This is a genomic window from Streptomyces sp. GQ60 (assembly GCF_059758875.1).
This window is the reverse complement of sequence record NZ_JCAXEG010000005.1, coordinates 411,730-438,328: the sequence shown is the minus strand read 5'-3', so window position 1 is coordinate 438,328 and position 26,599 is coordinate 411,730. Positions and strand designations below refer to the sequence as shown.

25 protein-coding genes and 1 tRNA gene are annotated in these 26,599 nt (G+C 74.1%); 13 read left to right on the top strand and 13 right to left on the bottom strand.

Annotation, left to right across the window (positions count from 1 at the left end; genetic code table 11):
• The first annotated feature begins 35 nt into the window (after positions 1-35).
• Positions 36-1,310 carry a M14 family zinc carboxypeptidase gene (locus tag AC6CKD_RS16025; RefSeq protein ID WP_498327987.1) on the top strand — a complete coding sequence of 425 codons (1,275 nt, stop codon included), beginning with the start codon at positions 36-38 and terminating at the stop codon, positions 1,308-1,310.
• A gap of 39 nt (positions 1,311-1,349) precedes the next feature.
• Here the strand turns inward: AC6CKD_RS16025 and AC6CKD_RS16020 are convergent, their stop codons facing one another.
• Together AC6CKD_RS16020 and AC6CKD_RS16015 are read right to left on the bottom strand one after the other, a co-directional pair.
• Positions 1,350-1,820 carry a GNAT family N-acetyltransferase gene (locus AC6CKD_RS16020; RefSeq protein ID WP_498327986.1) on the bottom strand — a complete coding sequence of 157 codons (471 nt, stop codon included), beginning with the start codon at positions 1,818-1,820 and terminating at the stop codon, positions 1,350-1,352.
• Positions 1,821-1,892: 72 nt separating this feature from the next.
• The gene (locus AC6CKD_RS16015) at positions 1,893-2,456 is read right to left on the bottom strand and encodes an FHA domain-containing protein (protein ID WP_498327985.1); all 564 of its coding nucleotides are present in this window, start codon (positions 2,454-2,456) and stop codon (positions 1,893-1,895) included.
• A 112-nt stretch (positions 2,457-2,568) separates the two neighbouring features.
• Between AC6CKD_RS16015 and treZ the strand changes: the two genes are divergently transcribed.
• Together treZ and AC6CKD_RS16005 are read left to right on the top strand one after the other, a co-directional pair.
• A complete protein-coding gene (treZ, locus tag AC6CKD_RS16010) occupies positions 2,569-4,425 on the top strand; it encodes a malto-oligosyltrehalose trehalohydrolase (RefSeq protein ID WP_498327984.1) in 1,857 nt (618 codons plus the stop codon).
• A 43-nt stretch (positions 4,426-4,468) separates the two neighbouring features.
• A complete protein-coding gene (locus tag AC6CKD_RS16005; protein ID WP_498327983.1) occupies positions 4,469-5,254 on the top strand; it encodes a class I SAM-dependent methyltransferase in 786 nt (261 codons plus the stop codon).
• A gap of 32 nt (positions 5,255-5,286) precedes the next feature.
• Here the strand turns inward: AC6CKD_RS16005 and AC6CKD_RS16000 are convergent, their stop codons facing one another.
• Together AC6CKD_RS16000 and AC6CKD_RS15995 are read right to left on the bottom strand one after the other, a co-directional pair.
• A complete protein-coding gene (locus AC6CKD_RS16000; RefSeq protein WP_498327982.1) occupies positions 5,287-6,408 on the bottom strand; it encodes a M24 family metallopeptidase in 1,122 nt (373 codons plus the stop codon).
• Between the two features lie 117 nt (positions 6,409-6,525).
• On the bottom strand, positions 6,526-7,677 hold the full coding sequence (locus AC6CKD_RS15995) for a heparan-alpha-glucosaminide N-acetyltransferase domain-containing protein (protein ID WP_498327980.1): 1,152 nt from the start codon (positions 7,675-7,677) through the stop codon (positions 6,526-6,528).
• 167 nt (positions 7,678-7,844) lie between these two features.
• Between AC6CKD_RS15995 and AC6CKD_RS15990 the strand changes: the two genes are divergently transcribed.
• Both AC6CKD_RS15990 and AC6CKD_RS15985 read left to right on the top strand, forming a co-directional pair.
• Positions 7,845-7,917, top strand: a tRNA-His gene (locus AC6CKD_RS15990).
• A gap of 241 nt (positions 7,918-8,158) precedes the next feature.
• The gene (locus AC6CKD_RS15985; protein ID WP_498327978.1) at positions 8,159-9,166 is read left to right on the top strand and encodes an alpha/beta hydrolase; all 1,008 of its coding nucleotides are present in this window, start codon (positions 8,159-8,161) and stop codon (positions 9,164-9,166) included.
• Positions 9,167-9,342: 176 nt separating this feature from the next.
• Here AC6CKD_RS15985 and AC6CKD_RS15980 read toward each other — a convergent pair whose 3' ends face one another.
• The gene (locus AC6CKD_RS15980; RefSeq protein WP_498327977.1) at positions 9,343-9,558 is read right to left on the bottom strand and encodes a hypothetical protein; all 216 of its coding nucleotides are present in this window, start codon (positions 9,556-9,558) and stop codon (positions 9,343-9,345) included.
• On the opposite strand from AC6CKD_RS15980, the gene AC6CKD_RS15975 reads away from it, so the two are divergent.
• Positions 9,551-10,951 (top strand): hypothetical protein, encoded by a 1,401-nt coding sequence (locus AC6CKD_RS15975; protein ID WP_498327976.1) that lies wholly within the window; start codon positions 9,551-9,553, stop codon positions 10,949-10,951. The genes AC6CKD_RS15980 and AC6CKD_RS15975 overlap by 8 nt on opposite strands.
• 25 nt (positions 10,952-10,976) lie before the next feature.
• On the opposite strand, the gene AC6CKD_RS15970 is transcribed toward AC6CKD_RS15975, so the two are convergent.
• The 3 genes from AC6CKD_RS15970 to AC6CKD_RS15960 all read right to left on the bottom strand — a co-directional run bounded on the left by AC6CKD_RS15970 (position 10,977) and on the right by AC6CKD_RS15960 (position 14,686).
• The gene (locus AC6CKD_RS15970) at positions 10,977-11,732 is read right to left on the bottom strand and encodes an alpha/beta fold hydrolase (protein WP_498327974.1); all 756 of its coding nucleotides are present in this window, start codon (positions 11,730-11,732) and stop codon (positions 10,977-10,979) included.
• A gap of 103 nt (positions 11,733-11,835) precedes the next feature.
• Complete coding sequence (locus AC6CKD_RS15965; protein ID WP_498327973.1) at positions 11,836-12,174, bottom strand: XRE family transcriptional regulator; 339 nt, start codon at positions 12,172-12,174, stop codon at positions 11,836-11,838.
• A gap of 448 nt (positions 12,175-12,622) precedes the next feature.
• Positions 12,623-14,686 (bottom strand): phosphocholine-specific phospholipase C, encoded by a 2,064-nt coding sequence (locus tag AC6CKD_RS15960; RefSeq protein ID WP_498327972.1) that lies wholly within the window; start codon positions 14,684-14,686, stop codon positions 12,623-12,625.
• A gap of 281 nt (positions 14,687-14,967) precedes the next feature.
• Between AC6CKD_RS15960 and AC6CKD_RS15955 the strand changes: the two genes are divergently transcribed.
• From AC6CKD_RS15955 to AC6CKD_RS15925, 7 genes are read left to right on the top strand one after another with little or no spacing between them, the layout of a single operon-like run.
• On the top strand, positions 14,968-15,996 hold the full coding sequence (locus AC6CKD_RS15955) for a 3-oxoacyl-ACP synthase III family protein (protein ID WP_498327971.1): 1,029 nt from the start codon (positions 14,968-14,970) through the stop codon (positions 15,994-15,996).
• Positions 15,993-16,745 (top strand): glycosyltransferase family A protein, encoded by a 753-nt coding sequence (locus AC6CKD_RS15950; protein WP_498327969.1) that lies wholly within the window; start codon positions 15,993-15,995, stop codon positions 16,743-16,745. The genes AC6CKD_RS15955 and AC6CKD_RS15950 overlap by 4 nt, the downstream gene beginning before the upstream one ends.
• On the top strand, positions 16,745-18,310 hold the full coding sequence (locus AC6CKD_RS15945; protein ID WP_498327968.1) for an AMP-binding protein: 1,566 nt from the start codon (positions 16,745-16,747) through the stop codon (positions 18,308-18,310). The genes AC6CKD_RS15950 and AC6CKD_RS15945 overlap by 1 nt, the downstream gene beginning before the upstream one ends.
• 43 nt (positions 18,311-18,353) lie before the next feature.
• On the top strand, positions 18,354-19,244 hold the full coding sequence (locus tag AC6CKD_RS15940; protein ID WP_498327967.1) for a YhjD/YihY/BrkB family envelope integrity protein: 891 nt from the start codon (positions 18,354-18,356) through the stop codon (positions 19,242-19,244).
• Complete coding sequence (locus AC6CKD_RS15935) at positions 19,241-20,008, top strand: glycosyltransferase family A protein (RefSeq protein ID WP_498327966.1); 768 nt, start codon at positions 19,241-19,243, stop codon at positions 20,006-20,008. Before AC6CKD_RS15940 ends, AC6CKD_RS15935 begins: the two co-directional genes overlap by 4 nt.
• Complete coding sequence (locus tag AC6CKD_RS15930) at positions 20,005-21,147, top strand: cytochrome P450 (RefSeq protein ID WP_498327965.1); 1,143 nt, start codon at positions 20,005-20,007, stop codon at positions 21,145-21,147. Before AC6CKD_RS15935 ends, AC6CKD_RS15930 begins: the two co-directional genes overlap by 4 nt.
• The gene (locus AC6CKD_RS15925; protein WP_498327964.1) at positions 21,144-22,079 is read left to right on the top strand and encodes an NAD-dependent epimerase/dehydratase family protein; all 936 of its coding nucleotides are present in this window, start codon (positions 21,144-21,146) and stop codon (positions 22,077-22,079) included. The genes AC6CKD_RS15930 and AC6CKD_RS15925 overlap by 4 nt, the downstream gene beginning before the upstream one ends.
• Here the strand turns inward: AC6CKD_RS15925 and AC6CKD_RS15920 are convergent.
• The 5 genes from AC6CKD_RS15920 to msrB all read right to left on the bottom strand — a co-directional run bounded on the left by AC6CKD_RS15920 (position 22,076) and on the right by msrB (position 26,567).
• Positions 22,076-22,669 carry a GTP-binding protein gene (locus tag AC6CKD_RS15920; RefSeq protein WP_498327963.1) on the bottom strand — a complete coding sequence of 198 codons (594 nt, stop codon included), beginning with the start codon at positions 22,667-22,669 and terminating at the stop codon, positions 22,076-22,078. The two genes, AC6CKD_RS15925 and AC6CKD_RS15920, sit on opposite strands and share 4 nt — an antisense overlap.
• On the bottom strand, positions 22,656-23,024 hold the full coding sequence (locus tag AC6CKD_RS15915; protein WP_498327962.1) for a DUF742 domain-containing protein: 369 nt from the start codon (positions 23,022-23,024) through the stop codon (positions 22,656-22,658). The genes AC6CKD_RS15920 and AC6CKD_RS15915 overlap by 14 nt, the downstream gene beginning before the upstream one ends.
• Positions 23,024-23,440: a roadblock/LC7 domain-containing protein gene (locus AC6CKD_RS15910; RefSeq protein WP_498327961.1), complete on the bottom strand. Its 417-nt coding sequence runs from the start codon at positions 23,438-23,440 to the stop codon at positions 23,024-23,026. The genes AC6CKD_RS15915 and AC6CKD_RS15910 overlap by 1 nt, the downstream gene beginning before the upstream one ends.
• Positions 23,437-25,740, bottom strand: a complete 2,304-nt coding sequence (locus tag AC6CKD_RS15905) for a sensor histidine kinase (protein WP_498327960.1) — start codon at positions 25,738-25,740, stop codon at positions 23,437-23,439. The genes AC6CKD_RS15910 and AC6CKD_RS15905 overlap by 4 nt, the downstream gene beginning before the upstream one ends.
• A 410-nt stretch (positions 25,741-26,150) precedes the next feature.
• Positions 26,151-26,567 (bottom strand): peptide-methionine (R)-S-oxide reductase MsrB, encoded by a 417-nt coding sequence (gene msrB, locus AC6CKD_RS15900; protein WP_498327958.1) that lies wholly within the window; start codon positions 26,565-26,567, stop codon positions 26,151-26,153.
• Positions 26,568-26,599: the final 32 nt, after the last annotated feature.

Here is a 26,599-nt window from a genome sequence, read left to right as displayed (position 1 = left end):
GCTAGGGCAGGCTCACGGCGGGCATGGGATCACCTGTGACCCTCATCCGTGACATGTGCTACCCCACCCCCTACGAACTGGCCCTGGCCGCCCGCGCCATGGCCGATGAACACCCCGCCCTGGCCCGGCTCCGCCAGATCGGCGCGTCCCGGGCCGGGGAACCCCTGTGGCTGCTCTCCGTGGGCTCCACGACGACGGCCGCGACCGCTTCCCCCGCCGCTGCGAACGTGCTCGTCGTCGCCGGCGCCCACGCCAACGAGCCCGTCGGCGGGGCCACCGCCCTCGCGCTCGCCCGGCACCTGATCCGCGTACCCGCCGGCGGAGCCACCTGGCACTTCCTGCTCTGCGCCGACCCCGACGGTGCGGCCCTGCACCGCACTCCCCGCCCGTACTCCCTGCTCGACTACCACCGGAACTTCTTCCGGCCGCCCGGGCCCGAACAGCCGGAGTGGGCGCCGTCTTTACTGCCCCCGGACCGTCTCCCACCCGAGACCGTAGCCCTGACCCGGGTCATCGACGAGCTCCGCCCCGCCCTCCAGGTCTCCCTGCACGGCACCGATCTCGGCGGCTCCTGGGTGCAGCTCACCCGGGACATACCCGGTCTCGCCGAGCCCTTCGGCAAATCGGCCGCCGAGCTGCGCATCCCGGTCGAGACCAGCGCGTCCGACGCCTCGGGCTGGCCCTCGCCGGGGGCGGGGATCTTCGTGATGCCCGAGCCCGGGACCACGGCCGACGGGCCGTTCCACCCCGAGGACACCCGGCTCAGCACCTGGTACCACGCCCACCGCCACGCCGGCACCACCGCGATCGTCGAAGTCCCCATGTGGGCCTCGGACCTGGTCGACGACCCGGCACCGCACCCCGACCCCCGCGGCGCCCTGCGCGTCCTGGACGGCCGGCTCACCGCCGACGCCGCGCGGGTGGCGGCCCTGCGCGAGGGCGCGGCCGGCGGTACGGATCCGACCGCCGCGACCCTGCTCCGCGCGGTGGACTGGACGCTCGCGCTGATCCCCCGGATCAGCGCCGAGTGGACGGGCCCCGGGGCTCCCGCCGAGGCGACGGCGGCGTACATCGGGAGCATCGACGCCTTCGGCCGACGGCTCTCGCTGCGCGCCGCGGCGATGCTGCTGCGGGTGCTGCGCGCCCAGGGGCAGCCGGCGGCGCCTGCCGCGGACCGGCTCGTCACGGGGTGGTGCGAGGAGTTCGCGGACCGCTTCCAGGCGCGCTGGGTCCCGGTGGCCACGCAGGTGGAGCACCAGTCCCGGGTCGTCCTGGCGGCCTACGACCGGCTCGTGGCAGCCGGCCGGTAGGCGGGGGCGGCCCCGCGCCCGGCCACCCTCCGGCGCGGGCTACTCCACCGGCAGGGCGTACCGGAGCTTCGGCTTGCCGGTGGCCCCGAGCCGGTCGTAGAAGCGGATCGCGCCCTCGTTCCAGTCGGGCGTCTGCCACTCGACGCGGCCCAGGCGCCGCTCACGGGCGAGTGCGGCCACCCCGTCCACCAGGGCGGCGCCGAGGCCGTGGCCGCGGGCCTCCTCGGCCAGGTAGAGGCAGTCCAAGTGGAGGTAGTCGCGGGCCTCCCAGAAGGAGAACTCGGCCGAGCAGGCGGCGTACCCGGCGACCTCGCCGCGCGGGGTCTCGGCCAGCAGCACCCACAGCCGGGACCCGTCGGCGAACAGCCGAGCGCCGAGCCGGTCGGCGAGACCGGCCGGGCGGGACGCCGACTTCTCGTACAGCATGTGCTCCCGCATGAGCTCGACCAGGCGGGGCAGGTCCTCGGGGCGCGCGGGCCGTACGACGGGGGCGGCAGACGTGTGTTCCATGAGTGACATCCTCCGCACGGCCCGCACCCGCCCGCCGGCCGGGTCCCGCGCCACCGGCCCGCGCCCGGAGCCTCAGCCGGCCGACAGCCTGAAGGTCATCCGTCCGAAGCCGATCTGGTCGCCGTCCCGCACCACCGCCGAGCCCGTCACCCGGCGTCCGTTCACCGTGGTCCCGTTCGTCGAGCCGAGGTCCCGCACCACCCAGACGCCGTCCCGGATGCCCAGTTCCGCGTGGGCCCGCGAGACCGTCTCGTGGCTCAGGCGCAGCCCGTTGCCCGGGTCGCGGCCGATCCGCAGCGGACCGGCGCTCGGGTGCGGGAGGAGCAGCGTGGGCAGCTTCTCCGCGGCCCAGGCCCGCCGTACGCCCACGGACACGGCGGAGACGCGCCCCACCCAGCCGAACAGCCGGCGGGTCCACGGGCTCTCCCCGGCCTCCCGGCCCTCCAGGTCCGCGGTGAGCACGGCGAGGTCCTCGGAACGGCGGGCGACGAGGGCGAGTTCCATGCGGCGCAGGAAGGTGTCGTGCGACAACTTGCCGACGGCGGCACCCTCCCTGAGCTGGCCCAGGGCGCGGTCGCGCTCGGCATCGGAAAGCCGCGGGGCGGGGAAGGCGGGGAACTCGAAACTCGACGTCACCAGGTGATTGTCGGCCTGTCGGGGGCAGAGTGTCCAGAACTCCCGCGACGGGCCGGGGATGATGGCCCGGACACGCAGGTTGGGGTACCACCGCCAGACGAGGGGACCGTCCGTGCAGTTCGAGGTGTGGGCACCGCTGACAGACCGGGTCGCACTGCGGCTCGACGGGGCCGCGTACGCGATGGAGCGCGATCCGGGGCGCGACGGGTGGTGGGTCGTGGAGGCCGGGGCACGGGACGGATCCCGCTACGGGTTCCAGCTGGGCGGCGGCCCGGAGGCTCCCGTTCCCGGGGACGATCCGCGCGACCCGGTACACCCGGGACACCTCCCGGACCCCGGACACCGCGCGGACCTCGCGGCCGCCGACCACCCCGCGCGCCCCGTACGCCCGGACCCGCGCGGCCGTCGCCTGCCGGAGGGGCCCGACGGGCTCTCGGCGGTGGTCGACTTCGCCTCGCTCACCCCCGCCGAGCCGGCTCCCTCCCCCCGGGTGCCGCTCCAGGACGCCGTCCTGTACGAGCTGCACGTCGGCACCTTCACCCCCGAGGGCACCTTCGACTCCGCCGCCGCGCGCCTCGGCCACCTCGCCGGACTCGGCGTCACCCACGTCGAGCTGATGCCGGTCTGCTCCTTCCCCGGGCGGCACGGCTGGGGGTACGACGGGGTCGCGCCGTGGGCGGTGCACGAGCCCTACGGGGGCCCGGCCGGGCTGGTCCGGTTCGTGGAGGCCGCGCACACCGCCGGGCTCGGCGTGGTGCTCGACGTGGTCCACAACCACCTCGGCCCCTCCGGCAACCACCTGCCCGTCTTCGGCCCGTACTTCACCGAGACCCACCACACCCCCTGGGGCGCGGCGGTGAACCTGGACGCGCCCGGCTCCGACGAGGTGCGCGCGTACCTCCTGGGCAGCGCGCTGGCCTGGCTGCGCGACTACCGGATCGACGGGCTGCGCCTCGACGCGGTGCACGCGCTCGCCGACGACCGGGCGCTGACCTTCCTGGAGGAGCTGGCCGCGGCGGTGGACGAGCTGGCCGCCGAGACCGGCCGGCCGCTGTTCCTGATCGCGGAGTCGGACCGCTGCGACCCGCGCACCACGACCCCGCGTGCCGCCGGGGGCCTGGGCCTGCACGCGCAGTGGAACGACGACTTCCACCACGCCCTGCACTGCGCGCTGACCGGCGAGTCCCAGGCGTACTACGCGGACTTCGCCGAGGCCCCGCTCGGCGCCCTCGCCAAGACCATGACCCGGGCCTTCTTCCACGACGGGACCTGGTCCTCCTTCCGCGGCCGCCACCACGGCCGCGCGGTGGACCGCGGCCGCACTCCGGCGCACCGCTTCCTCGGCTACACCCAGACCCACGACCAGATCGGCAACCGCGCGCTCGGCGACCGGCTCTCGGCCTCCCTGTCCCCCGGGCTGCTGGCGTGCGCGGCGACGGTGGCGCTGACCGGGCCGTTCGTGCCGATGCTGTTCATGGGCGAGGAGTGGGGGGCCGGAACGCCGTGGCAGTACTTCACCGACCACCCCGATCCCGAGCTCGCCGAGGCCGTACGGGCGGGCAGGCGGCGGGAGTTCGCGGAGCACGGCTGGAAGGCGGAGGAGATCCCCGACCCGCAGGACCCGGCCACCCGGGACCGCTCCTGCCTGGACTGGGCCGAGCCCGGCCGGGAGTCGCACGCCCGGCTGCTGGAGTGGTACCGCGCCCTGATCGCGCTCCGCCGTACCCACTCCGACCTGCGCGATCCCGATCTGGCGGCGCTGCGGATCGCCCATGACGAGGAGCGCCGCTGGCTGACGTTCCGCCGGGGCGACGTCCGCGTGGTGGTGAACCTCTCCGCGGAGCCGGTCACCGTCGCACTGGGCCGCAACGGGGTCCGGGTGCTGGCCGCTTGGCTCCCCGTCGAGCATCCGGGCGCCGACGGGCGCGTCCACGTACCGGGCGAGTCGGCGGTGGTGCTGGGCCCGTAAACCCGGTCGCGGAGGCCCGGGGCCGTTTGATGGGATCGGCTCCATGAAGATCGAATCTCCCGCGGGCGGCGACGGACACCCGGCCGAGGGTTACGCGGCAACGTACGACCTGATCGGGGCGGGTTACCGGCAGGTCAGGCGGCCCGACCCCCGGCTGGCGGCGCTGATCGCGGGCGCGCTGGGGGACGCCCGGACGGTCGTCAACGTCGGCGCAGGCGCCGGTTCGTACGAGCCCCGGGATCGCACGGTGACGGCCGTGGAGCCGTCCCGGGTCATGCTCGACCAGCACCCCGGGACCCGCAAGGTCAGGGCAAGCGCCGAGCAACTACCCTTCAGGGACGGGGCGTTCGACGCCGCGATGGCCGTGATGACCGTCCACCACTGGCCCGACGCCGCGCGCGGGCTGGCGGAACTGCGGCGGGTCTCCCGACGCCAGGCCGTCTTCACGTGGGATCCGGCGCACCGGACGAAGCTGTGGTTCTTCGAGGAGTACCTCCCGGAGATCGGGCACCTGGAGGACTCCCGGTTCACCCCGCTCTCCGTGGTGACCGGGGAACTGGACGCGCACACCGTGCTGCCCTTCCCCGTCCCGCACGACTACACCGACGGTTTCCGGGCCGCCTTCTGGCGCCGGCCCGAGTCCTACCTCGACCCGGCCGTACGGGCTGCCAGCTCCACCTTCGCGACGCTGCCGGCCTCCGTCGTGGAGCCGGCGGTCGCCCGGCTCCGCGAGGACCTGCGGTCGGGTGCCTGGCAGCGGCGCCACGCCGCCCTGCTGGAGCGGGAGAGCGTCGACTACGGCTACCGCCTGGTCCTCGCCGGGGCCTGAACCCCGGCGAGGGCGAGGCCCCCCTGCCGCGCCTACTCCACGACGGCCAGCTCCCGGGAGGCGTTGTTGAAGCTGCGGCAGCCCTCCTCGGTGACGGTGATGATGTCCTCGATGCGGACTCCGAACCGCCCGGGGAGGTAGATCCCCGGCTCCACGGAGAAGCACATGCCGGGGACGAGGACCTGCTCCTCCCCTTCCACCATGTACGGCGGCTCGTGCGTGGTGACTCCGATGCCGTGGCCCGTGCGGTGGATGAACTGCTCGCCGTAGCCGAACTCGGTGATCACCGCGCGCGCCGCCCGGTCCACGTCCTGGCAGGCGGCCCCCGGCCGGGCCGCCGCCACACCCGCCAACTGGGCCTCGCGGACGATGTCGTGGACGCGCTGCTCCTCCTCGGTGGGCTCGCCGACGTGGACGGTGCGGGAGATGTCGGAGCCGTAACCGTGCTTGAGGCCGCCGAAGTCGAGGACCACCATGTCCCCGTGCTCGATGACCCGGTCGCCGGCTTCGTGGTGCGGGTTGGCGCCGTTCGGGCCGGAGCCGACGACGGTGAAGTCCACCTGGGAGTGGCCGTGCACGCGCAGCAGCGCGGCCAGGTCGACGGCGACGTCGCTCTCCCGGCGTCCGGCGAAGGGCACATGGAGGATCTGCGCGTACGCGGCGTCCGCCGCCTCGCCGGCCGCCGCGAGCCGGGCGAGCTCACGCTCGTCCTTGACGGCGCGCAGCATCGGCAGCGCGTCGGTCAGCGAGACGTACGAGGTCGTCGGCAACTCCTTCTGCAAGCCCAGCAGATGCAGCGCCCAGGCGTTGTCGCTGACCCCGAAGCGGCCGGTCACGTCCAGCAGCGGGGAGGCCACGGCATACGGGTTCTTCCCGTCGGCCCAGTCCCGCAGGGTCAGCGCGCCCGCGCCGGGGGACTTCGCCGCGTCGGGGGCTTCCAGCGCGGGGACGACGAGGACGGGGTCCTGGCCGGCCGCGAGGACGAGCAGGGTCATCCGCTCGGTGTCGACGGGCCGGTAACCGGTGAGGTGGGCCAGGTCGGGCCCGGGGGCGACCAGCAGGCCGGCCAGTCCCGCGTCGGCGGCGGCCTGCGCGGCGGCGGCCATCCGGGCGGCGTAGTCGGCGGCCGTGAAGGGATCGGAGTCATGGTCCATGACGGGATCCTCCCGCGCCCCGCCCCCGGACGGCAGGGGGCCGCGCCGATCGCCCCCGGGCGCGCACGCCGCACTGCCCGCTTCGCGTGGCTTGTCCCCTAGCCGCCCACCCTGGCGTCAGGCCGCTGCCCGCAGGGCCCACTCCAGGGGCCCCCGGTACAGCTGCGTCCCCCGGAGCAGCCGCCGCCAGACCACACACCCGACCAGCGCGCACACCGAGAACGCGGCCAGCACGCCCCACCCGCTCCAGCCCCGCAGGAACACCGCCAGCGCGAGCGCGTGCGCCACGTACACCGTCAGGGCCATCGCCCCGACGGCGGCGAGCGGCCGCATCAGCCGCGTCGCCATCCGGCCCGCGCCGTGCCCGGCCAGGGCGAGCAGGCCTATGAGGGCGGCCCCGACCCCGGCGTTGCCGAGGGTCTCCAGCGGGGTCTGGCTGTAGGGGCCGGCCAGCAGCAGCCAGTCCCAGGAGGTGCTGGGGACGGCGCCGAACTGCTCTCCCAGCACGGCCGCGACCGGGTCGGGCTCCGCAGCCGCCCAGGGGTGTTCGCGGGCGACGGCCTCGAGCAGCGGCCCGCGCCGGCCCCCGGGTCCCAGCGCGAGCCAGGAGGTGCCGTAGCCGGCGACGGCGGCCGCCGCCCCGAAGCCGGTCAGCAGCCGCAGCGACCGCCCGCTCCGCAGGTCGGCGAGGCGGCCGAGGGCCATGCCCGCCAGGATGTACGGGAAGTAGGTGAGCAGCGGGTACGCACCCGAGAGCAGCAGCTCCCGCAGCATCCCCCCGGCACCCGTCCAGCTCGCCAGGTCGCCGGGGACCGGCGTGGCGCCGCGCCCGCCGGTGCGCAGCCCGAGCACCGGGCCCAGGAGGTACGAGAGGACCGGGCCCAGCACCACCGAGGCGCCGGCGACGGCCGTCAGGGTGCGGGTGCTCAGCCGGGTGAACGGTTCGGCGGCCAGGAAGTAGACGGCGTAGAAGGCCAGGATCACGAGGATGCCGGGCGAGAGCGCGGCCAGGCACAGGCCGAGCGCGGCGAGGATCGCGCAGCGGGTCAGGGTGGCCCGCAGGGGCGGAGGTCCGGCGGCGCGGGAGCGGGCGAGCGCGAGGGAGAACCCGGCGATGAGGGTGAAGACGGCGGGCGCGCGGCCGTCGGCGGCGACGAGCAGCCAGCCGGGGCCCTCGGGCGTGGGCGGCGGGCCGACGTGGACGGCGAACATGCCGAGGACGGCGACGCCGCGGGCGGCGTCCAGTCCGGTCAGTCGGTTTGGTCCCATAGGGGTAGGGATGGTGATCCGGGGCTCGGGGTTGCCTGCGCCCCTCGCCCGGAGCCGGGTCGCCCGGAGCGGGGTCCCCCGGGCGCCGGAAAAGGCGTCGCGGGAGCACCTCGCTGATCAGCTATGCTGTGCTTGCACGTCGAACGGGTGGTCCGCCGCCCTTCGTGGTGGGTGTAGCTCAGTTGGTAGAGCACCTGGTTGTGGTCCAGGTGGCCGCGGGTTCAAGTCCCGTCACTCACCCTGTTGATCCCGTGGGGGTTGCGAGTTCTTCTCGTAACCCCCACGGGTTTTTTCGTTTCCCGGGCGGGATCGGCACGTCGCGACCGGCCGGGCCCGGCCGGCCGAGTCCTGGCAGGATCAATCCCATGGAATGGGACATCGGGGGCTCTCCGGCGCTGCTCGTCGCCGCCCCGGTGGCGGCCGCGGTGTTCGGGGCCGCGGTGGGCTGTGGCCGCGGCTCGCGGGGTCCGGGGTGCGGCCGGTGCTGGGGCGGGCCGGACTCCAGCTCGCGATCACCCTGACGGCCGGGTCGGCGCTGCTGCTCGCGGTGAACTCCTCGTACGGCTTCTACGGCTCCTGGCGCGACCTGCTGTCCCTGCGCCGCGAGGACCCGGCGCCGCCGGGCGCGGACGCCTCGGGGCAGCGGGCGCTGCTGGTGCGGGGCACCCACTCCTGGCGCCAGGCCGGCTCCGACGACCCTGCGGTGATCGGCCGGATCGAGGCGGTGACCGTGCGCGGGGCGCGCAGCGGGCTGTCGGGGCAGGGGTACGTGTACCTGCCGCCGCAGTACGTGCACGCGTCGGCCGGGCGGCGGGCGGAGTTCCCGGTGGTGCTGGCGCTGAGCGGGTTCCCGAGTACGCCGGGGGTGCTGCTCGACCGGCTGCGGTACCCGCAGCTCGCGCTGGAGGCGGTGCGGGCGGGGCGGATGCGGCCCGCGGTGCTGGTCCTGATGACGCCGACGGTGGCGCCGCCCAGGGACACGCAGTGCGTGGACGTGCCGGGCGGGCCGCAGGCGGAGACCTTCTTCGCGCGGGACCTGCCGGCGGCGGTCTCCTCGCACTACGGCCTCACCCGGGACGCCCGGGGGTGGGGCGTGATGGGCAACTCGGTGGGCGGGTACTGCGCGCTCAAGCTGGCCCTGGGCGCGCCGGAGGCCTACCGGGCCGCGGCCGCGCTGTCGGCCCCGTACGCGGCGGCGCGGGACGCGGACACCGGCGACCTTTTCGGCGGCGACCCCGGCCTCCGGCAGCGGAACGACCTGCTGTGGCGGTTGCGGAACCTGCCGCAGCCGCCGGTGTCCCTGCTGGTGGCGAGCAGCCGCAAGGGCGAGCACCAGCATCCGGCGACGCTGGAGTTCATCGACGCGGTACGGGCGCCGGCGCGGGTGTCCTCGATCCTCCTGGCGAGCGGCGGGCACACCTACGAGACCTGGGCGCGCGAGGTGCCGGCGGCGTTGGAGTGGCTCGTGAGGCGGCTGAGCCCGCACTGAGCCATGGAGCGACACTTCGCTAACGGGAACCCCGGCGATTTTCGCACAGGGGCAGAGATAAGCTGATCAAGACTTTTACGCACGCATTGAACACCTGGGGGGCCGGTGCACCGTCGCCGCGTCATGTTTTCCGCTGCCGTCGTCGCGGCAACCGTAGGCTTCGCATCCGCCACGGCTCAGGCGGCGAGTCCGTCGACCGCGGCCGCCACCGCGGCGCCGCCGACCGCGAAGGGCCCGGCGGACGGGGCCGCCGCCGCGAAGGAGGCGGCCGGGAAGGCCGTCGCCCGGGAGATCGCCGCGAAGACCGCCGCCGCGAAGGCCAGGGTCTCGGCCGCGTCCGGCCCGGCGGCGCGCGCCCAGCAGAGCGCGTACTTCGACGTGTCGATGGGCACGTCCACCTCCGACGCGCTCTCCGTCGGGCTGGCCACCGGCGTCAGCACCGACCTGACGTACGGCGTCGTCCGGTACGACATCGACTGGGGCGACGGCACCGTCGACACGGATTTCAGCCTCGTCGACGGGCTCGTGTACGCCGACCACACGTACGCCAGGGCCGGCGCCCACACGATCACCATCAAGGCGACCGGCCCGGGCGAGGAGACGGCCGTCACCACCAAGGAGGTGCTCCCGGAAGGCTCCGAGTTCACCCCGCACGCCCCCACCCGGCTGCTGGACACCCGTGACGGCACCGGCACCGGGACCCCCGGCGGCCGCTCCGTCGCCGCCAACGGCACGACCCGCGTGAAGATCGCCGGCAGCGGTTCCATCCCGGCCGGGGTGACGGCCGTGGCCCTCAACATCACGGTGACCAACGCCGCGACGGCCGGGCACGTCATCGCGTACGCCTCCGGCACGAAGCGGCCGGAGACCTCGAACGTCAACTTCGTGAAGGGCCAGACCGTACCGAACCTGGCGGTCGTGCCGGTCGGCCAGGACGGGTACGTGGAGCTGACCAACCGCAGTCTGGGCTCGGTGGACCTGATCGCCGACGTGACGGGCTACTTCGGCCGGACCGCCGCCGGGGGCTACACCTCCGTGGAGCCGACCCGGTTCGTCGACAGCCGGCAGTGGCTGGGCAGCCCCAAGGGCAAGCTCGCCGGCCAGAGCACCCTCGACGTCCAGATCGCCGGTCAGAACGGGCTCCCCGCCGCCGGAGTCACGGCCGTGGCCCTCAACGTCACGGTGACCGATCCGGAGGACGCCGGCCACCTGATCGTCTTCCCGAGCGGCGGGCAGGCTCCCTCCACGTCGAGCGTGAACTTCACCGCCGGTCAGACGGTAGCCAACGCGGTGATCGTGCCGGTCGGAGCGGACGGCCGGATCAAGGTCCGCAACAACGCCTGGAACCGGGCCCACGTGATCGTGGACGTCACCGGCTACTACGGCGCCGACGGCGAGGCCGCCTACCTGCCGGCGGAGCCCGAGCGCCTGGAGGACACCCGGACCTACGGCTGGCCCCTCGAGGCCCAGAATTACCACAAAGAGATCCAGTGGATGGCGAGCGGGCTCGAGGCCCTCGTCCTGAACACCACGGTGACCAACACGAAGAGCGCCGGTCACCTCACGGTGGCCCCCGACCCGAACACCAAGGACGACTACCTCAACGGCACGGTGGAGCGCCCGACCCCGCCGAACACCTCCGTCCTGAACTGGACGAAGGACACGACCGTCGCGAACCTGGTCCAGGCGGGCACCGGCAACAACGACATCGTCGACTTCTGGAACCGCGGCTGGGAGCCGACCGACCTGATCATCGACCGGTTCGGCGCGTACTACCGGAAGTGACCCTCGGGGGAGCCCGGTCACGGCCCTACTCGCGCAGGAAGGCCTCCACCTGCGCGGCAAGGGCCACCGGGCTCTCGTGCGGCGGGTAGTGGCCGGTGCCGGGGAGCGGCTGGACGCGGCAGTTCGGGTACCAGGCCTGCCAGGTCGACCGCATGAAGTCGACGGTGAGCGCGAGGTCGTACTCGCCGACGAGGACCAGCACCGGGACGGTACTGCCCTTCACGGCGGCGGACAGGTCCAGCGGCTGCCAGCCGGCGAGGTACCCGGCGAAGGCCTCCGGCCGGGACACGGCGAGCGAGTGCGCCACCATCCGGTCCAGCCAGTACGGGCTCGCGCGGCGGCCGGTGACGGTGTCGAGGATGGCGCGGCGGTTGTCCGCGCTGTCGGCGGCCCCGTAGAAGAGGTCGTGGGTGGCGTCGTCCATCTCGTAGGGGGCGGCGGGGACCGGGTTGATGCCGATCAGCTTCTCGACCCGCTCGGGGGCGCGCACGAGGACCTGCTGCATGGCCTTGCCGCCCATGGAGTGGCCGAGGAGGGAGAAGGTGTCCCAGCCGAGCTCGTCGGCCAGCGCGAGGACGTCGTCGGCGATCTCGGGAAGCGTGTAGCGGCCGGGGAGGTCCCTGCGGTCGCCGTAGCCCCGGTAGTCCAGGAAGGCGTACGAGAACTCCCGCTGGTCCAAGTAGTCCAGTACGGAGCCCCAGTTGGCGGACGTGCCGAACCAGTCGTGCAGCACGATGACGCGGACGGGGCCGGTGCCGATCCTGCGGTGGGCGATGGCCATGCGTTCTCCCTCGGTGACGGGGGTTGTGTACCCGGACGCCTCCGTTCTGCCCACCGTCCGTACGATCACACCGCGCTCCCGGCTCCGGATCCCGGATCCCGGATCACGCCACGGTGTATTCCGTGTCCCCGAAGTCGGCCACCACCCGCAACCGCCCTCCGAGCGCCTCGACGTACGAGCGCAGGGTCGCGACCTCAGTGCGGTCGGCCTCGCCATTCTCGATGGCGGAGACTCGCGGGGCAGAGACGCCCATGCTGTCGGCCACGTCCTTCTGGGTCAGGGCCTGCTCCTGCCGGATCTCGGCCAGCCGATGAGCCCGCACCTCGGCCATGAGCCGGTCCATCGCGGCCCGCTTCTCCGCCGGGGACCGCACGGGCAGCCCGGCGGCGGCCCGGCGCTCGCGCGCCGGGTGCTTGGCCTCCTCCCAACCGACAGCGCTCATCGGACGTGGGTGGCCCTCACGGGCCTTCTCCCCAACCTGGTGGTTGGGGGTGACGCGCCCGGCGCGCCAGGTGAAGCGCCGGGCATCTCCCCTCGCACATGTACCGCGCCGGGTGCCTTACGGCCTTCGAGTCCCGTTTCGTCCCCGATCCGGGGGGTGTCTGCTGACTCGAATTCCAGAGCCAACTGCTGAGGAAGCACAGGTGGGTGGGTCTTCTGCCCTACGCGATACGTAGCCAACTTCGTTCACCTCCACACATATGTGTTGTTGGCTGGTGCTGGTAACGGCGGCCCTCAACCAGTACGGCTGAACGCCCTCTCCTACAGGAGAGGGATCCCGTTACTCGTACTCCCTGGTGTCCAGTTCCGCGAAGCGGACCCCGCGAAGCTAACGCAAGCGTCAACTTCGCGGGCGCCGAAAGCGAGCGGATTCACCCGTACGGGAACGGTCAGACGGTCTTGATCGCCGGGTCGGAGACTCCCGCCGCGCCCGTTTCCACGTGGCCGGCGAAGCGGCGCAGGAAGGTGGCGTCCGCGTCGGAGACGACCGTGACGTCGTACCAGCGGGCCGTGCCGGACAGGGCCACGGTGTGCGCGACGGTGCCGCCCGCCGCTACGCGCACGACCTGGGCCGTGCCGCCGTAGGCGTTGGTGACGGTCAGGTTGACCGCCGCCGTGCCGCCGTTGGTCAGGGACAGCACCAGGTTGCCGGTGGAGGCGGAGTGGCGGGCCGTGACCTCGGGGCCGGCCTTCTTCGCCGGGCCCTTCCACGTGCGCAGGAAGCCGTTCGGGCCCCAGACCGTGAGGTTGACCTGGTAGCCGGTGGAGGCGCTCGTGCTCCAGGTGTCCGACAGGGTCTTGCCCGCCTCGACCGTGTAGGGCCAGGGGCCGTCCGTCCGGTTGCCCGAGGTGCTGTGGAAGTGGGCGCCGAGCGCCGGACCCGAGGAGAAGGTCAGGGTGAACTTGCCCGTGGAGACCGTGGCCTTGCCGTCCACGTACGGGGCGTAGCCCAGTGCGCGCGTCGGCTTGGAGCCCGCTTCCTGCTTGGGCAGGGTGCCCGTCGCCGGCACCGTCGGGTAGTAGGAGGGGTGACGGTTCTTGTCCGCCGGGACGTAGGCCGCCGTGGACGGGAGCGCGGCGGGTGCGGCGTCCGCCTGGGTGAAGTCGAAGGCGGAGGTCAGGTCTCCGCAGACGGCGCGGCGCCACGGGGAGATGTTGGGCTCCTGCACGCCGAAGCGCTTCTCCATGAAGCGGATCACCGAGGTGTGGTCGAAGGTCTCGGAGCAGACGTAGCCGCCCTTGCTCCACGGGGAGACCACGATCATCGGGACGCGCGGGCCGAGTCCGTACGGGCCGGCCGCGTAGCCGGAGACTCCCCCGGTGTAGAGGTCCCCGGTGACGCTCGCCGTGGACAGGCCCCATGCCGAGGAGGCCGGCGGGTACGGCGGGACGACGTGGTCGAAGAAGCCGTCGTTCTCGTCGTAGGTGACGAACAGGGCCGTCTTCGCCCAGACCGCCGGGTTCGCGGTCAGCGAGTCCAGGACCTGCGAGATGTACCAGGCGCCGAAGTTCGTCGGCCAGTTCGAGTGCTCGCTGAAGGCCTCGGGGGCGACGATCCAGGAGACCTGCGGGAGGGTGCCGTTCACCACGTCCGCGCGCAGCTTGTCGAAGTAGCCGCCGCCCGCCTTGACGTTGGTGCCGGTGCGGGCCTTCTCGTAGAGGGCGCTGCCGGGCTGGGCGTTGCGGTAGGTGTTGAAGTAGAGCAGCGAGTTGTCGCCGTAGTTGCCGCGGAAGGCGTCGTTGATCCAGCCCCAGGAGCCGGCGGCGTTCAGGCCGTCGCCGACGTCCTGGTAGATCTTCCAGGAGACCCCGGCCGTCTCCAGGCGCTCGGGGTAGGTCTTCCAGCCGTAGCCGGCTTCCTGGTTGCCGAGGACCGGGCCGCCGCCCACCCCGTCGTTGCCCGTGTAACCCGTCCACATGTAGTAGCGGTTGGGGTCCGTGGCGCCGATGAAGGAGCAGTGGTAGGCGTCGCAGACCGTGAAGGCGTCGGCGAGGGCGTAGTGGAACGGGATGTCGTTCCGGTTCATGTACGACATGGTGGTGGCCGTCTTGGCCGGCACCCACTTGTCGTACTTGCCGCTGTTGTAGGCCTTCTGGCCGCCGGCCCAGTCGTGGTTCAGGCCCGTCAGGAACTGCATCCCCAGGTCTTCGACCTCCGGGTGGAAGGGCAGGATGTCCTTCGTCCCGTTGGACTGGTGGAAGACGGACTTGCCGTTGTCCTGGAGGACCGGCCGCGGGTCTCCGAAGCCCCGGACCCCCTTCATCGCGCCGAAGTAGTGGTCGAAGGAACGGTTCTCCTGCATGAGGACGACGATGTGCTCGATGTCCTGGATCGTGCCGGTACTGCCCTGGGCCGAGATGGCGGCGGCCCGCGCGATGCTCTCGTTCAGCATCGTGACGGCGGCGGCGCCACCGGCGATCTGCAGGAACCTGCGCCGATTGAATTCAGTCATGGAGGACGACCTCTGCGGGTGAGACGGGTGCGGGGCGTGTCGAGGGGCGCCCCAAGAACAGCGGTCCCGGGGTACCGGTCGGCGTTGCTTTCATGACAGTGAGCCGTACACCTGGAGAACGGAATACCCCGTCAGACGGTTCGTGCCCCGTGCGCCACTTCCCTTCGCCGCCCGCGTCTCCGTGCGGCCGGCGCCGGCGGTCCGGGGTACTCACCCGCCCGGCGGGCCGGATGAGCATCCGTACTCAGGACCGCGCCCGGCCGGCGCGTCATGGTGAGGACATGCCGAATCACCCATCCGTACCGCGCCCGCGGCTCCGCGCGGGGATCACCGCCGTCGCCGGCATGCTGCCCGGGGACGTCCTCACCTCCGACCGGCTCCAGCGCGAGATCGCCGGCCGGGCCGGGCTCACGCTGCCGCCCCGGCTGCTGACCCAGGCCACCGGGATCCGCACCCGCCGGGTCGCGGGCGACGGCGTGTACGCGTCCACGCTCGCCGTGGGGGCGGCCGGGCGGGTACTGGACGCCGCCGGGCTCGAGCCCGCCGACATCGACCTGCTGCTCTTCGCCTCCGCCTCCCGCGATGTCGCCGAGCCCGCCACCGCGCACATCGTGCAGGCCGAACTCGGCACGAAGGCGCACGCCTTGGACGTCACCAACGCGTGCAACAGCTTCGTCAACGGCATCGACCTCGCCCGCGCCATGATCCTCGCCGGCCGGACCCGGCGGGCCCTGGTGGTCACCGGGGAGACCCCGAGCCGGGCCGTGCGGACCGCGCCCGCCGACTTCGCCGAGTTCCGCGCGGGCTTCGCCGGCTACACCTTCGGCGACGCGGGGGCCGCCGTCATCGTGGAGCCGGTCGAGCGCGGCGGGATCCTCGACGTGGACACCGAGACCCACTCCGAGCACTGGGAGGTCGGGGGCATCCCGGGCGGCGGTTCGCGCCACCCGCGCGGGGACGCGTACACCTACTTCCGCGGTGACGGGCACGAACTGCGCGGCGTCTTCGAGAAGGTGGGTACCGCCGTCATCGACCGGACCCTGCACCGCACGGGCATGGGCTGGGACGACTTCTCGAAGGTGCTGGTGCACCAGGTGACGGTGCCGTATCTGGAGCGGTTCGCCGAGCTGACCGGGGTGCCGGCCGGGAAGCTCGTGGTGACGGTGCCCGAGCTCGGAAACATCGCCAGCGCGACGATCGGCGTCCAGTTGGACCGGATATTCGACGAACTCACCCCGGGTGAGCGGGTGTTGTTCGTCGGCCTCGGCGGCGGGATCAGCATCATGACGATGGTCTGGGAGAAGTCGTGAGCGCGGCCGGACGGCTGTGGGTCGTGGTGCCCGCGCACGAGGAGGAGGCCCGTCTCGCCGGGACCCTCGCCGCGCTCGCCCGCCAACGGGACCTGGATTTCACCCTGTTGGTCGTGGACAACGCCTCGGCCGACCGGACGGGGGCGGTGGCGCGGGAGTTCGCCGCGGGCGCGCCCTTCGCGGTGGAGGTCATCGAGGAGCCGGAGAAGGGGGTCGGCTCCGCCGTGGACACCGGCTTCCGGTACGCGATCGGGCGCGGTGCGACCCTGCTCGCCCGCACCGACGCCGACTGCCTGCCCCGCCCGGGGTGGACGGGCGCGGCGCGGGCGGCGCTGGTCCGCAGCCCCGGGCTGGTGTGCGGGCGGATCGTGGCCCGGCGCGACGAGCACGGTCCGCTGGGCCGGGCCGGGTTCTGGGTCCTCGTACGGCTCGCCGGGCTCTTCGGCCGGCTGCGGCCCGAGCACGCGCGGCGCCGCGGCTACCTGGCCCCGTACCGGATGCACGCCGGGAACAACATGGCCGTCACCGCGGAGCTGTACCTGGCCGTCGGCGGGATGCCCCGGCGGCCCTCCCCCACCGACCGGCTCTTCCTCAACGCGGTCCGCCGCCACACCGAACGGATCACCCGCTGCCGGGCGATGGTCGTGGAGAACTCCACCCGCCGGCTGCGGGCGTACGGGATCGCCGGTACGGCCCGCTGGTACCTCGGCCGCGGCAGCGGCCCGCACGGAACGGACGACCCCCGCTGATGCTGGACCGCCTCGACCACGCGCTGCGCGCCCGCCCCGAGCGGCCCGCCGTCCTGACCGCCACGCGTACGGGGGCCACCCGGACCGCCGCCACGTGCGGGGAACTCGCGGAGCTGGCCGACGCGTTCGCCGCGGCGCTGTACGCGCGCGGGCTGCGCGCCGGGGACACCGTCGGTGTCGCCGTGCGCCCCGGGCCGCGCGCGCTCGCCGTCCTGCTCGCCCTGTGGCGGCTCGGTCTGCGCGGGGCCGTCCTCGACCCGGGAGCCGGACCCGACGTGCTGCGCGCCCGGCTGGCTTCGGCGCGGCCCGCGCTGGTGCTGGCCGACGCCGCCGCGCAGGCGGTGGCCGGGTGGGCGCGGCCGCTGGCCCGGCGGGCGGCCGGGCTGGAACTGCCGGAGCTGGCCGGGCTGGGCGCGCCGGTGGCCACGGTCGGGCGGCGGCTGCCGGGGTGCGCTCCCGCACTGGATCCGCGGGCGGCGCGGGGCGGGGTTCCCTCGCGGTTCACGGGAGACGGGGACGCCGACGCCGTCATCGTGTTCACCTCCGGGACCACCGCGCGGCCCCGGGCGGTGGTGCACACGCGGGCCGGCCTGACCGCCGGGATGGAGACGGTGTCGGCGCTGTTCTCGCCCGGTCCCGGGCCGGCACCGGCTGCCGCTCGCGCCGCGGGCCCCGTGCTCGGCGGCACCTTCTTCGTGCTCGTCCCCTCCCTCGTGCGCGGCGCGCCCGTGGCCCTCCCGGCGCGTTCGCCCCGGGTGCTGGCCCGCCAACTGGCCCGGCTGGCGCCGCGGGACACCTACCTCACTCCTCCGCAGCTGCGGGACGCGCTGCGCGCGGGGGCCCGCTTCCGGGGCCGGGTGTGGACCGGATCGGCTCCGGCGAGCGCGGAACTGCTGGGTCGCGTGCGGGAGTCGGGTGCCGATGAGGCCTGGGGGGTGTACGCGCTCACCGAGTTGTTCCCGGCCGCCGCCGTGGAGTCCCGGGAGAAGGCCGCCTACGAGGGCCCCGGCGACCTGGTCGGCGCCCCGCTTCCCGGGGTGCGCGCCGAGTCCGGCGCGGACGGAGAGCTGCTGCTGACGGGCCCCGGGGCCCGGCACCGCTACCTCGGCGAGGAGCCCGATCCGTGGGTGCGTACGGGCGACCGGGCGCGCCTGGACGGCGCGGGCCGGATCGTGCTGGAGGGCAGGGCCAAGGACATGGTGCTGCGCCGGGCCGAGAACATCTACCCGGGCCTGTACGAGCCGGCCCTGCACGTGCCCGGGGTGGAGCTGGCGCTGCTCGTGGGGATTCCGGCGGTCCCGGGCGGCGACCGCTCCGGCCGTGACTACGGCGACGAGCGGCTCGTGGCGGTCGTCCAGCCCTGCCACGGCGCCACCGAGTCCGCGCTGCGGTCCGCCCTGGCGGGCCCGCTGCGCCGCATGGGCGCGGCTGCGCCCGACGCCCTGCTGTTCGCCCGGATCCCGCTGTCGGGACGCTCCCGCAAACCGGACCGCGCGGCAACGGCGGCCCTGGCGGCCCACCGGCTGGCCTCCGGCTCGGGACGGAACGGCGCGCCCCGGCCATGAACCGCCACCTCGGCCGAGGCCTCCATACGGAACGGCACGCCCCGTGACGGCCGCACCCGCGCGGCAAGCCCGCGCCCGCGCCGTCTGGGCCCGGCTCACGGCCGCCCGGCTCCGCCCGGGCACGGGGCCGCGCACCGCCCTGGCCGCCACCACCCCGTGGCGGGCCCGCGTCGCGGCCGTGCGGGAGCGGGTCATGGCCTCCCATCGCCGCTACGCCCGGGCCAACGGCGACGCGCTCGCGGGCTCGCTCACCTACGCCCTGCTCGTCGGGACGGCCCCGGCGGTGCTGCTGCTCGGCTCGCTGGCCGACCGGGCCGGGGAGGGCGGGGACGGCGTCCGGCGGGCCGTGGGCGGGATGGCCGCGGCCCTGCTGCCCGCCGCCGCGGGTCCGATGGCCGGGCGGCTGCCCACCGCGGCTCCCCACTGGCGGCCGCTGCTCGTCCTCGTGCTCGGCTGGTCGGTGGTGCGGCTGACCCGGGCGCTGCGCACGGGCGTCCGGGCCGTGTGCGGGCAGAACGCCGGCAGCGGCAACCCCGTGCGCGACGCCGCCCTGGACATCGCGGGCGCGGCCGCGCTCTGCCTCGCGGGCACCGCCGTCGCCGCCGTGGTGACGGCGGGCGGTCCGGGCTGCGCGGTCCCCGCGCTGTGGGCGCTGTTCGCGGCCGTCCTGTGGCTCGCCCCGCGCCGGGCCCCCGGCAGGCCCCGGCCGGCCGCCATCGCGGGTCCGGCGCTGGCGGCCGTGCTGGCCTGCCGGCTGCTCGCCCTCGCCGCGGGCCCCTATCTCGCCGCGACCGCCGAACTGCACGGCGACCTCTACCGCGGGACCGGGCCGCTGATCGGACTTCTCGTCTGGGGCAGTCTGTGCGCCCGGGTGCTGCTCCGCGCGGCCTCCTGGGCCGCGACCACCGACCCACCTGAAAGGGCGATGAGTTGACGAAGGAATCGAACCTGTGGGTGGTCGTGCCCGCTTACAACGAGGCGGCGGCCATCGGGGCCGCCCTGGCCGCGCTCGCCGCCCAGCACGACACCGGATTCACGCTCGTGGTCGTGGACAACGCGTCCACCGACCGGACGGCGCTAGCCGTACGGGAGTTCGCGCGCTCGGCGCCCTTTCCCGTCGAGCTGGCCCGGGAGGAGCTGCCCGGCGCCGGGACCGCCGCCGACACGGGCTTCCGGTACGCCATCGCCGCCGGCGCCACCCACCTGCTGCGCACCGACGCCGACTGCCTGCCCGCCGCGGACTGGACGGCCGTCGCGCGGGCGGAGTTCGGGCGGGGTGCCGAGATGCTGTGCGGGCGCAGCGTGCCGCGCCGCGACGAGCGGCCCACGCTCGCCGAAGCCCGGCTGCTGCCGGTGCTGATCCGGCTCACCTCGCTCTACGGCCGCTACCGGCCGGCCCACCGGCACCCGCGCTACCGCACCCCGTACGTCCTGTGCCACGGCCACAACCTCGGTATCACCGCCGACCTCTACCTGCGCTGCGGCGGCGCCCTGCGGGTGCCGCTGCACGAGCGGTCCGAGGACGTGGCCCTGCTGAACCGGGCCCGCGAGCACAGCGACCGGATCGTGCGCGCGGAGCACCTGGTGGTGCAGAACAGCATGCGCAGGCTGCGGAGTTGGGGACCCCGACGCACCCTGCTCTGGTACTGGGACCGGCGCTACCGGCCCGCCGACACCGCGGAGGCACACGTCCGATGACCACAGAGCTCAAGACCACAGAGCCGAGGACGTATGCGAAGACCCAGGCCAAGGCCCGCCGCCGGGACCGGCGGGTCTACCTGGGCGCCCACCCCTTCCTGTTCGCACTGCTCGCCGCCACTCGGGGGCGGCCGGTGCGCCGGCTGGGCCGCACCACCCTGCTCGTCCACGGCACGGAGGCCTACCGGGAGGCACTGACCCGGCTGCCGCTGGACCGCACCGCGCCCGGCACCACGGGCGGCGCGGCCCGGGCCGCCCGGGTGGAGGGCGTGCTCTTCGACCAGGAGGGCTCCGGCCACCGGAGGGCCCGGCGGGAGCTCTCCGAGCTGCTCGGCGCGGCCGGGACCCGCGAACTGCGAGCGGTATGGCACCCGTTGCTCCTACGGCGACTCGCACCGCTGCCGCTAGGGGGCACCGTGGACCTGGTGCCGCTGGCCCGGGAACTGGCCGGCTCCGTGGTGCAAGCCCTGCTGCGCCCCGGCTCCGAAGGAGACACCTGCGCCCTCCCCCTCGCCCTCGCGGAGGCCGCCGCCGAGGTCGCGGCCGCCTCCGTGCGCAGCCACCTCCCCGGCCCGCCCCGCCCCGGCGCCGAGGCGGCCGCGATCCGCGCCGCCGAGCGGCTCCGCGGCCTCCTGGGCCCGGGGGCGGACGCCCGGGCCGCGATGCTGGCGGTCGCCGCCGTCAACACCACCGTCGCGGCGCTGCCCCGGGCCGTGGCCTGGTGCGCCGACGCGGGGCTGTGGGACCAGGCGGCGGACCCGGAGCTGTGCCCGGCGCTCGCCGACGAACTCCTCCGCGTGACGGCAGCCTCCCCGCTCCTCCCCCGGGTCGCCGCGGCCGACGGCTCGGTCGGCGGCTGCCCGGTCCGGGCCGGGGACCGGCTGCTCCTGGTGGCCCGGCACGCGGCCGGCGCCCACCTGCGGGACCCCGACGGGCGCAGCCCCGCCGAGCCGGGCGTCGCCCGCCTGGTCTTCGGCGCCGGGCCGCACGCCTGCCCCGGGGCCCGCCTGGCGAGGGACCAACTGGCCGGCGTACTGGCGGCGCTGGCTCCGCACCGGCCGGTCGTGACCCGGGCCCGGGTGGACCGCCGGGCCGCTCTGCCCGGGTGGCGTTCGCTGGTCGTACGGGCGGCGCCATGACCTCCCGTAGCGCGGCCGGGGTCCGGATCGCCGTCACGGGCGCGAGCGGCTTCTGCGGCGGGCACCTCGCCCGGGCCGCGGCGGCGGCCGGGGCCCGGGTGGTGTGCGTGGGCCGCAGGCCGGGCCCGCTCGGGGAACACCGCTTCTGGGACGCGTCCCTCGGGGCGCCGGACCTGTCGGGCGTGGACCTCGTCGTGCACTGCGCGGCGGCGGTCGGCGATCCGGCGCCGGGCTCCCCCGCCGAGGCCGTGATGCACGCGGTCAACGTGGACGGCACCGAGCGGCTGTTGCGCGCGGCGGGCACCGGCCCGGTGGTCTGGGTCGGCAGCGCCAGCGTCTACGACCCCCGCCTCGACCGCACGCTCGTCCGCGAGGACCACCCGCGCTCGGGACACCTGAACGCCTACGGGCGTACGAAGGCGGCCGGCGAGGCCCTGGCGCTGGCCGCCGGAGCGGTGGTGCTGCGCCCGCGCGCCGTCTACGGCCCCGGCGACACGCAGCTGCTGCCCCGACTGCTCTCCCGGGTCCGCGCCGGAACCTTGTTCCTGCCGGGCCCGGACGTCCGCCTCAGCCTGACGGCGGTGGAGAACCTCGCCGAGGCCTGCCTGGCGGCTCCCACCTGGACCCCGGGCGCGTACAACGTGGCCGACGCCGAGCCGTACGCCCGGGACGAGGCCGTACGGCAGGTCCTGCGCGCCCACGGCGTCGGCGCCCGCATCCGGCACCTGCCCCTGCCGGTGGCCGGTGCGGCCGCCCGCGCATCACAGGCGCTGGCCCGCCGCACGGGCCGCGAACCGGCCCTCAGCCGGTACGCGGTGGACCAGCTGGCGCACGAGGTGGTCCTGGACCTGAGCCGGGCGCGGTCCCAGGGCTGGTTCCCGCGCCGGACTCTGGCGGACTACTCCGCGTCGGTGGCCCGCGGCCGGCACTAGACGGCCGCCGGGGCGCCGTTCCTGACGATGAGCAGGTCGAGCAGCGAGAGCAGGGAGTTGCGCACGTCCTGGCGGGAGCGTGCGTCGAGCATGAGGACCGGAGTGTTCGGGTCGCGCAGGTGCAGGGCCGCCCCGATCTCCTCGGCGGTGTAGGGCTGTTCGCCGTTGAAGCAGTTGGCGCCGACCACGAAGGGCAGTCCCCGGCTCTCGAAGAAGTCGACGGCCGGGAAACTGCGGTCGAGGCGCCGGGTGTCGACCAGCACGATCGCTCCGAGCGCCCCGTACAGCAGGTCGTCCCACATGAACCAGAAGCGTTCCTGGCCGGGCGTGCCGAACAGGTAGAGGACGACTCCGGCGTCGGTGAGGGTGATCCGGCCGAAGTCCATCGCCACGGTGGTGACCGTCTTGGACTCGATGCCGTCGAGGTCGTCGACGCCGACACCCGCCGCGGTCAGCCGCTCCTCCGTACGCAGCGGCTCGATCTCGGAGATCGTCTCCACCAGGGTCGTCTTGCCGACTCCGAATCCCCCGGCGATGAGGATCTTGACGGGAGCCGCTTCCTGGGGTGCAGGGGTGTCATATCCGGGCAAGGTTGTCCCTGATTCTCATGAGCAGGTGGACATTGGTGGTCTCGGCCCCCTCCAGGGGCGGCCGGTGGTGGATCAGCCCGCGGTCCGCGAGTTCGCCGAGCAGCAGGGTCATCGGGGTGAGGCGGATGTGCATCCGCGCCGCGATCTCGGCGACCGCCCTGCCGCCCGGCTCCCCGCACATGGCGAGAATGGCCTGCCACTCGGTGGGCAGACCGCCCCAGCCGTCCTCGGCGACCGCCGCCGTGATCGTGGTGTCCATGGTGAGGACGGTGTGCGGAGCGGATGTACGGCCGTCGGTGAGGGCGTACAGCCGCGTCCGGCGGCGCGCTGCGGGCCGTGGCTCTTCGTCGGCCATTACGACGTCGGCGCCTGAGCCCGCTCAGGTGTGCTGAGCCACTCACCGAGTGCCTGGGCGGTCCGTACGGCCTCGCCGCCCAGCTCGCCGAGGCGCGCCTTGCGGGAGGTCACCACGATGAGCGTGCTTCCCTCCCCGCACCCGACGATGCAGAGGTAGCGGTCGTCCATCTCGACCAGCTGGCGGATGACCCGGCCGCCGTCGACCTCCCGGGATATCGCCTTCATGGTGGCCGCGATGCCGGAGGCCGCGGCCGCCATGCGCTCCGCCTGCGGCTCGTCGAGCAGGTACGCGCTGAGCTTGATGCCGTCGTTGGACAGGAGCACGGCTCCCTGGATGCCGGCGATCCTGCTCAGGTTGTTGTCCAGGACGCTGTAGATCACGCTGGATGCCGCGGTGTTGGATGGTTTCGTCATGGCTGATCCTGTCGGAGCTCTTCTTCCACTGTCTGGGTTCCCTGTTCGTAGTCGGCCCAGGCGTCGGCGACCTCTTCCGGTGTCGCCGTGTCCTGGACGACGAGCGCCTCCGGTGCGCGCGGCGCGCGGAGCTGCTCGGCGATGTGGGTCTGCGGGACACGCTCGGGGAGGGCGGGCCGGCCGCCGGCCGGGGCCGCGGGGCGGGTGGCGGGCGTGGAGTCCACCGGCGGCTCGGGGGTCCGGTCGGCGGTGCGGTCGGCGGTGCGGTCGGGGGTCCGCTCCGGCGTCCGACGGCTCGGCAGCCCGGCGCCCGTGTGCAGGACCAGGTCCGGTTTGCGTTCCTGCGCAAGGCTCGATGCCGGGACGGGTTCGGGCGCCGCCGGTTCGCGCGGCACCGGTTCGGGCGCCGCCGGTTCGGGCGCCGCCTCTGCTCCGGCCGGCGCCAGCAGCTCGGCGGGGAGGACCACCACGGCCGACGTCCCGCCGTACACCGAACGGCGCAGCGTGACCGTGGCCTGGAGCTGGTCGGCGAGGTGACCGACCACGAAGAGGCCCAGCCGGTGCGCGTTCTGCGCGAGGACGGAGAACGGAGGCGCCGAGTGCAGGCGCCCGTTCATCTCCTCGTAGCTCGCGGGGGTCACCCGCGGCCCGCGGTCCTCGATCTCGACCGACAGCCCGTCCGCCACCAGTTCGGCGCGGATGACCACCTTGGACCTGGGCGGGGAGAACCGGGTGGCGTTGTCCAGCAGTTCCGCCAGCAGGTGGCTGATCTGGCTGACGACGCGCGGTTCCACGCTCGCCTCGTCCAGGGCCTGCCGCTCGATGCGCCGGAAGTCCTCGACCTCCGCGGCGGCTTCGCGCAGCAGGTCGGCGACGCGCATGGGCTCGGTGTGCGGGTCGGGGACCTCGCCGCCCGACAGGATGAGCAGGTTCTCGATCTGCCGGCGCATGCCCACGGTCAGCTGGTCGGATCGCATCAACTGGGCGAGCAGTGCTTCGTCGTGACCGAAGGTGTCCTGGAGGTCTTCGGTGAGGCTCAGCTGGCGGCTGACCAGGTTTCCGGTGCGCGAGGCGATGCCGGCGGCGAACATGCCGAAGCCGTGGCGTTCGGCCGCGAGCCGGCGGTGCCCGTCGACGGACACGGCGACGACGCGGGCGAAGGCGTCGTTGATGCGGCCGACCTCGTCCTGGTCCCCGGTCACCATCGGCAGCGCCCGGGCGTCAACGCTCTGCCCGCGCTGGAGCTGCGATACGACGTCCGGCAGCGTGTCCTCGGCGACGGTCACCGTACGGTCGTGCAGAGCGCGCAGGCGGCGCAGGACCGAGCGCGTGGTGAGCACGACGACGAACACGACGGCCAGCAGAGCGCCGCCGCTTCCCGCGATCAGCCAGGCGACCTCGCGCTCCAGCTCCGCGGCCTTGGCGTCGCCGCGAGCGAGGACGCCCCGCCCCCGCTCGCCGTTCAGGATGCCCAGCTGCCCCGCGAACTTCTCGTGCGCGGGGCGCCAGCCGGCCACCTCGGACGGCAGCTTGACGCCGGACTCGATGTCCTTGTGGTCGGAGACGATCGCGTTCTCGATGCTGATCTTGGTCTGCCACTCGGGCGAGGCGACGATCCGCTCGTAGAACGCCCGCTCGTCCGCCGGAAGGTAGGGGACGATCCACGTGTCGTACAGGTACCGGTGGGCTCCGACGGCGCTGATGAACTCGTCGAACCCGGCGGAGGACAGCTCTCTGGACGGCCCGGCCAGCGCGAGGGCCGTGTCCTCGCGCGCCACCATCTCGGACGCCGAGAGCAGGGCGACGGCGGGACGGCTCTCCTGGGCGAGTTCGCCGTCCTCCGCGTGGCTGAACTCCTCCTGGTACACGCGGATCGCCGCGCCGATCACGCCGGTGTAGTAGCCGGTCACGCTCTCGGCGGCGCCGGTACGGGCGTCCGCGCGCTCGCGGTGCTCCGCCAGGCCGTCCAGGAGGTGGCTCACCTCCGCGATGTGACCGTCGTCGTGCGCGGAGTCCGCCTGCCCTGCGGTCAGGCGGCGGAACTCGGCCACGGCCCGGTCCGTCGCGGCGCGCCGGCCGCGCAGCTCGTTGTCCGGTACGGGCGTACCGGCCCACCGGGAGGCGGTGGTCGTCCGCTCGGCCTGCAGCCCGCTCATGAGCGTGTACAGGGGTACGCCGAGCCGCTCGCCGGCCGACACATCGGCCCGCAGGTGCCTGGACTGGTCCAGCAACCGCTCCGCGGTCACCGCCACTTGGGCGCCCATCGCCACGGTGGGGACCACCGCCAGCCAGATGAGCAAGGTACGCAGGCGCACGGTACGCCGCCGACGAGGCGTCGACTGCCCTGGTGCGCCTTCGGGTTCTATGGGAGACATCAGTCCTCGGGAGCGGGGAGGAAAGCGGGACGGACCAACAGCCCTGCCTGGTACGGACCTGGGGAGGGTCCGGGGGACAACCGGTCGGGCTTCGAAAGGGGATGCGAGGTGGCCGATCATAACCAGCCACCCCCATGAAACGGACAGGTGTCTTCCCTGGTCGAAACGTGGTATCGACGGCCGCCCTGAGCGGCCTGGAGACCGGATCGGAACCCAACCGCGACGTCTCCGACACCATGCCCGCCGGAGGGGGGCCGGACATGAAAGTGACCCTGCCCGAAGGCAGGGTCACGATGAAGCGGTGGAACGGTGAAGCGGTGAAGCGGTGGAGCAGCTCAGGCGGACGGCTTCTCGGCCGGGGTCAGGCGCAGGGAGATGCTGTTGATGCAGTACCGCTGGTCCGTGGGGGTCGGGTAGCCCTCGCCCTCGAAGACGTGGCCCAGGTGGGAGCCGCACTTCGCGCACAGGACCTCGGTGCGGACCATGCCGTGGGCGACGTCCGCCTTGAGCTCGACCGCGTCGGAGTCCTTCGGGTCGTAGAAGGACGGCCAGCCGCAGTGCGATTCGAACTTCTCCGTGGAGCGGAACAGCTCGGATCCGCAGCCGCGACAGCTGTAGACGCCCTTGGTCTTGGTGTCCGTGTACTCACCGCGGAAGGCGGGCTCCGTCCCGGCGAGGCGCAGTACCTGGTACTCGGACGGGGTCAGCTCCGCCTGCCACTGCTCGTCCGTCTTCTCTACCTCGTACGACATGACTGATCTCCCGCTTTCCCGCTCTTCCCAGA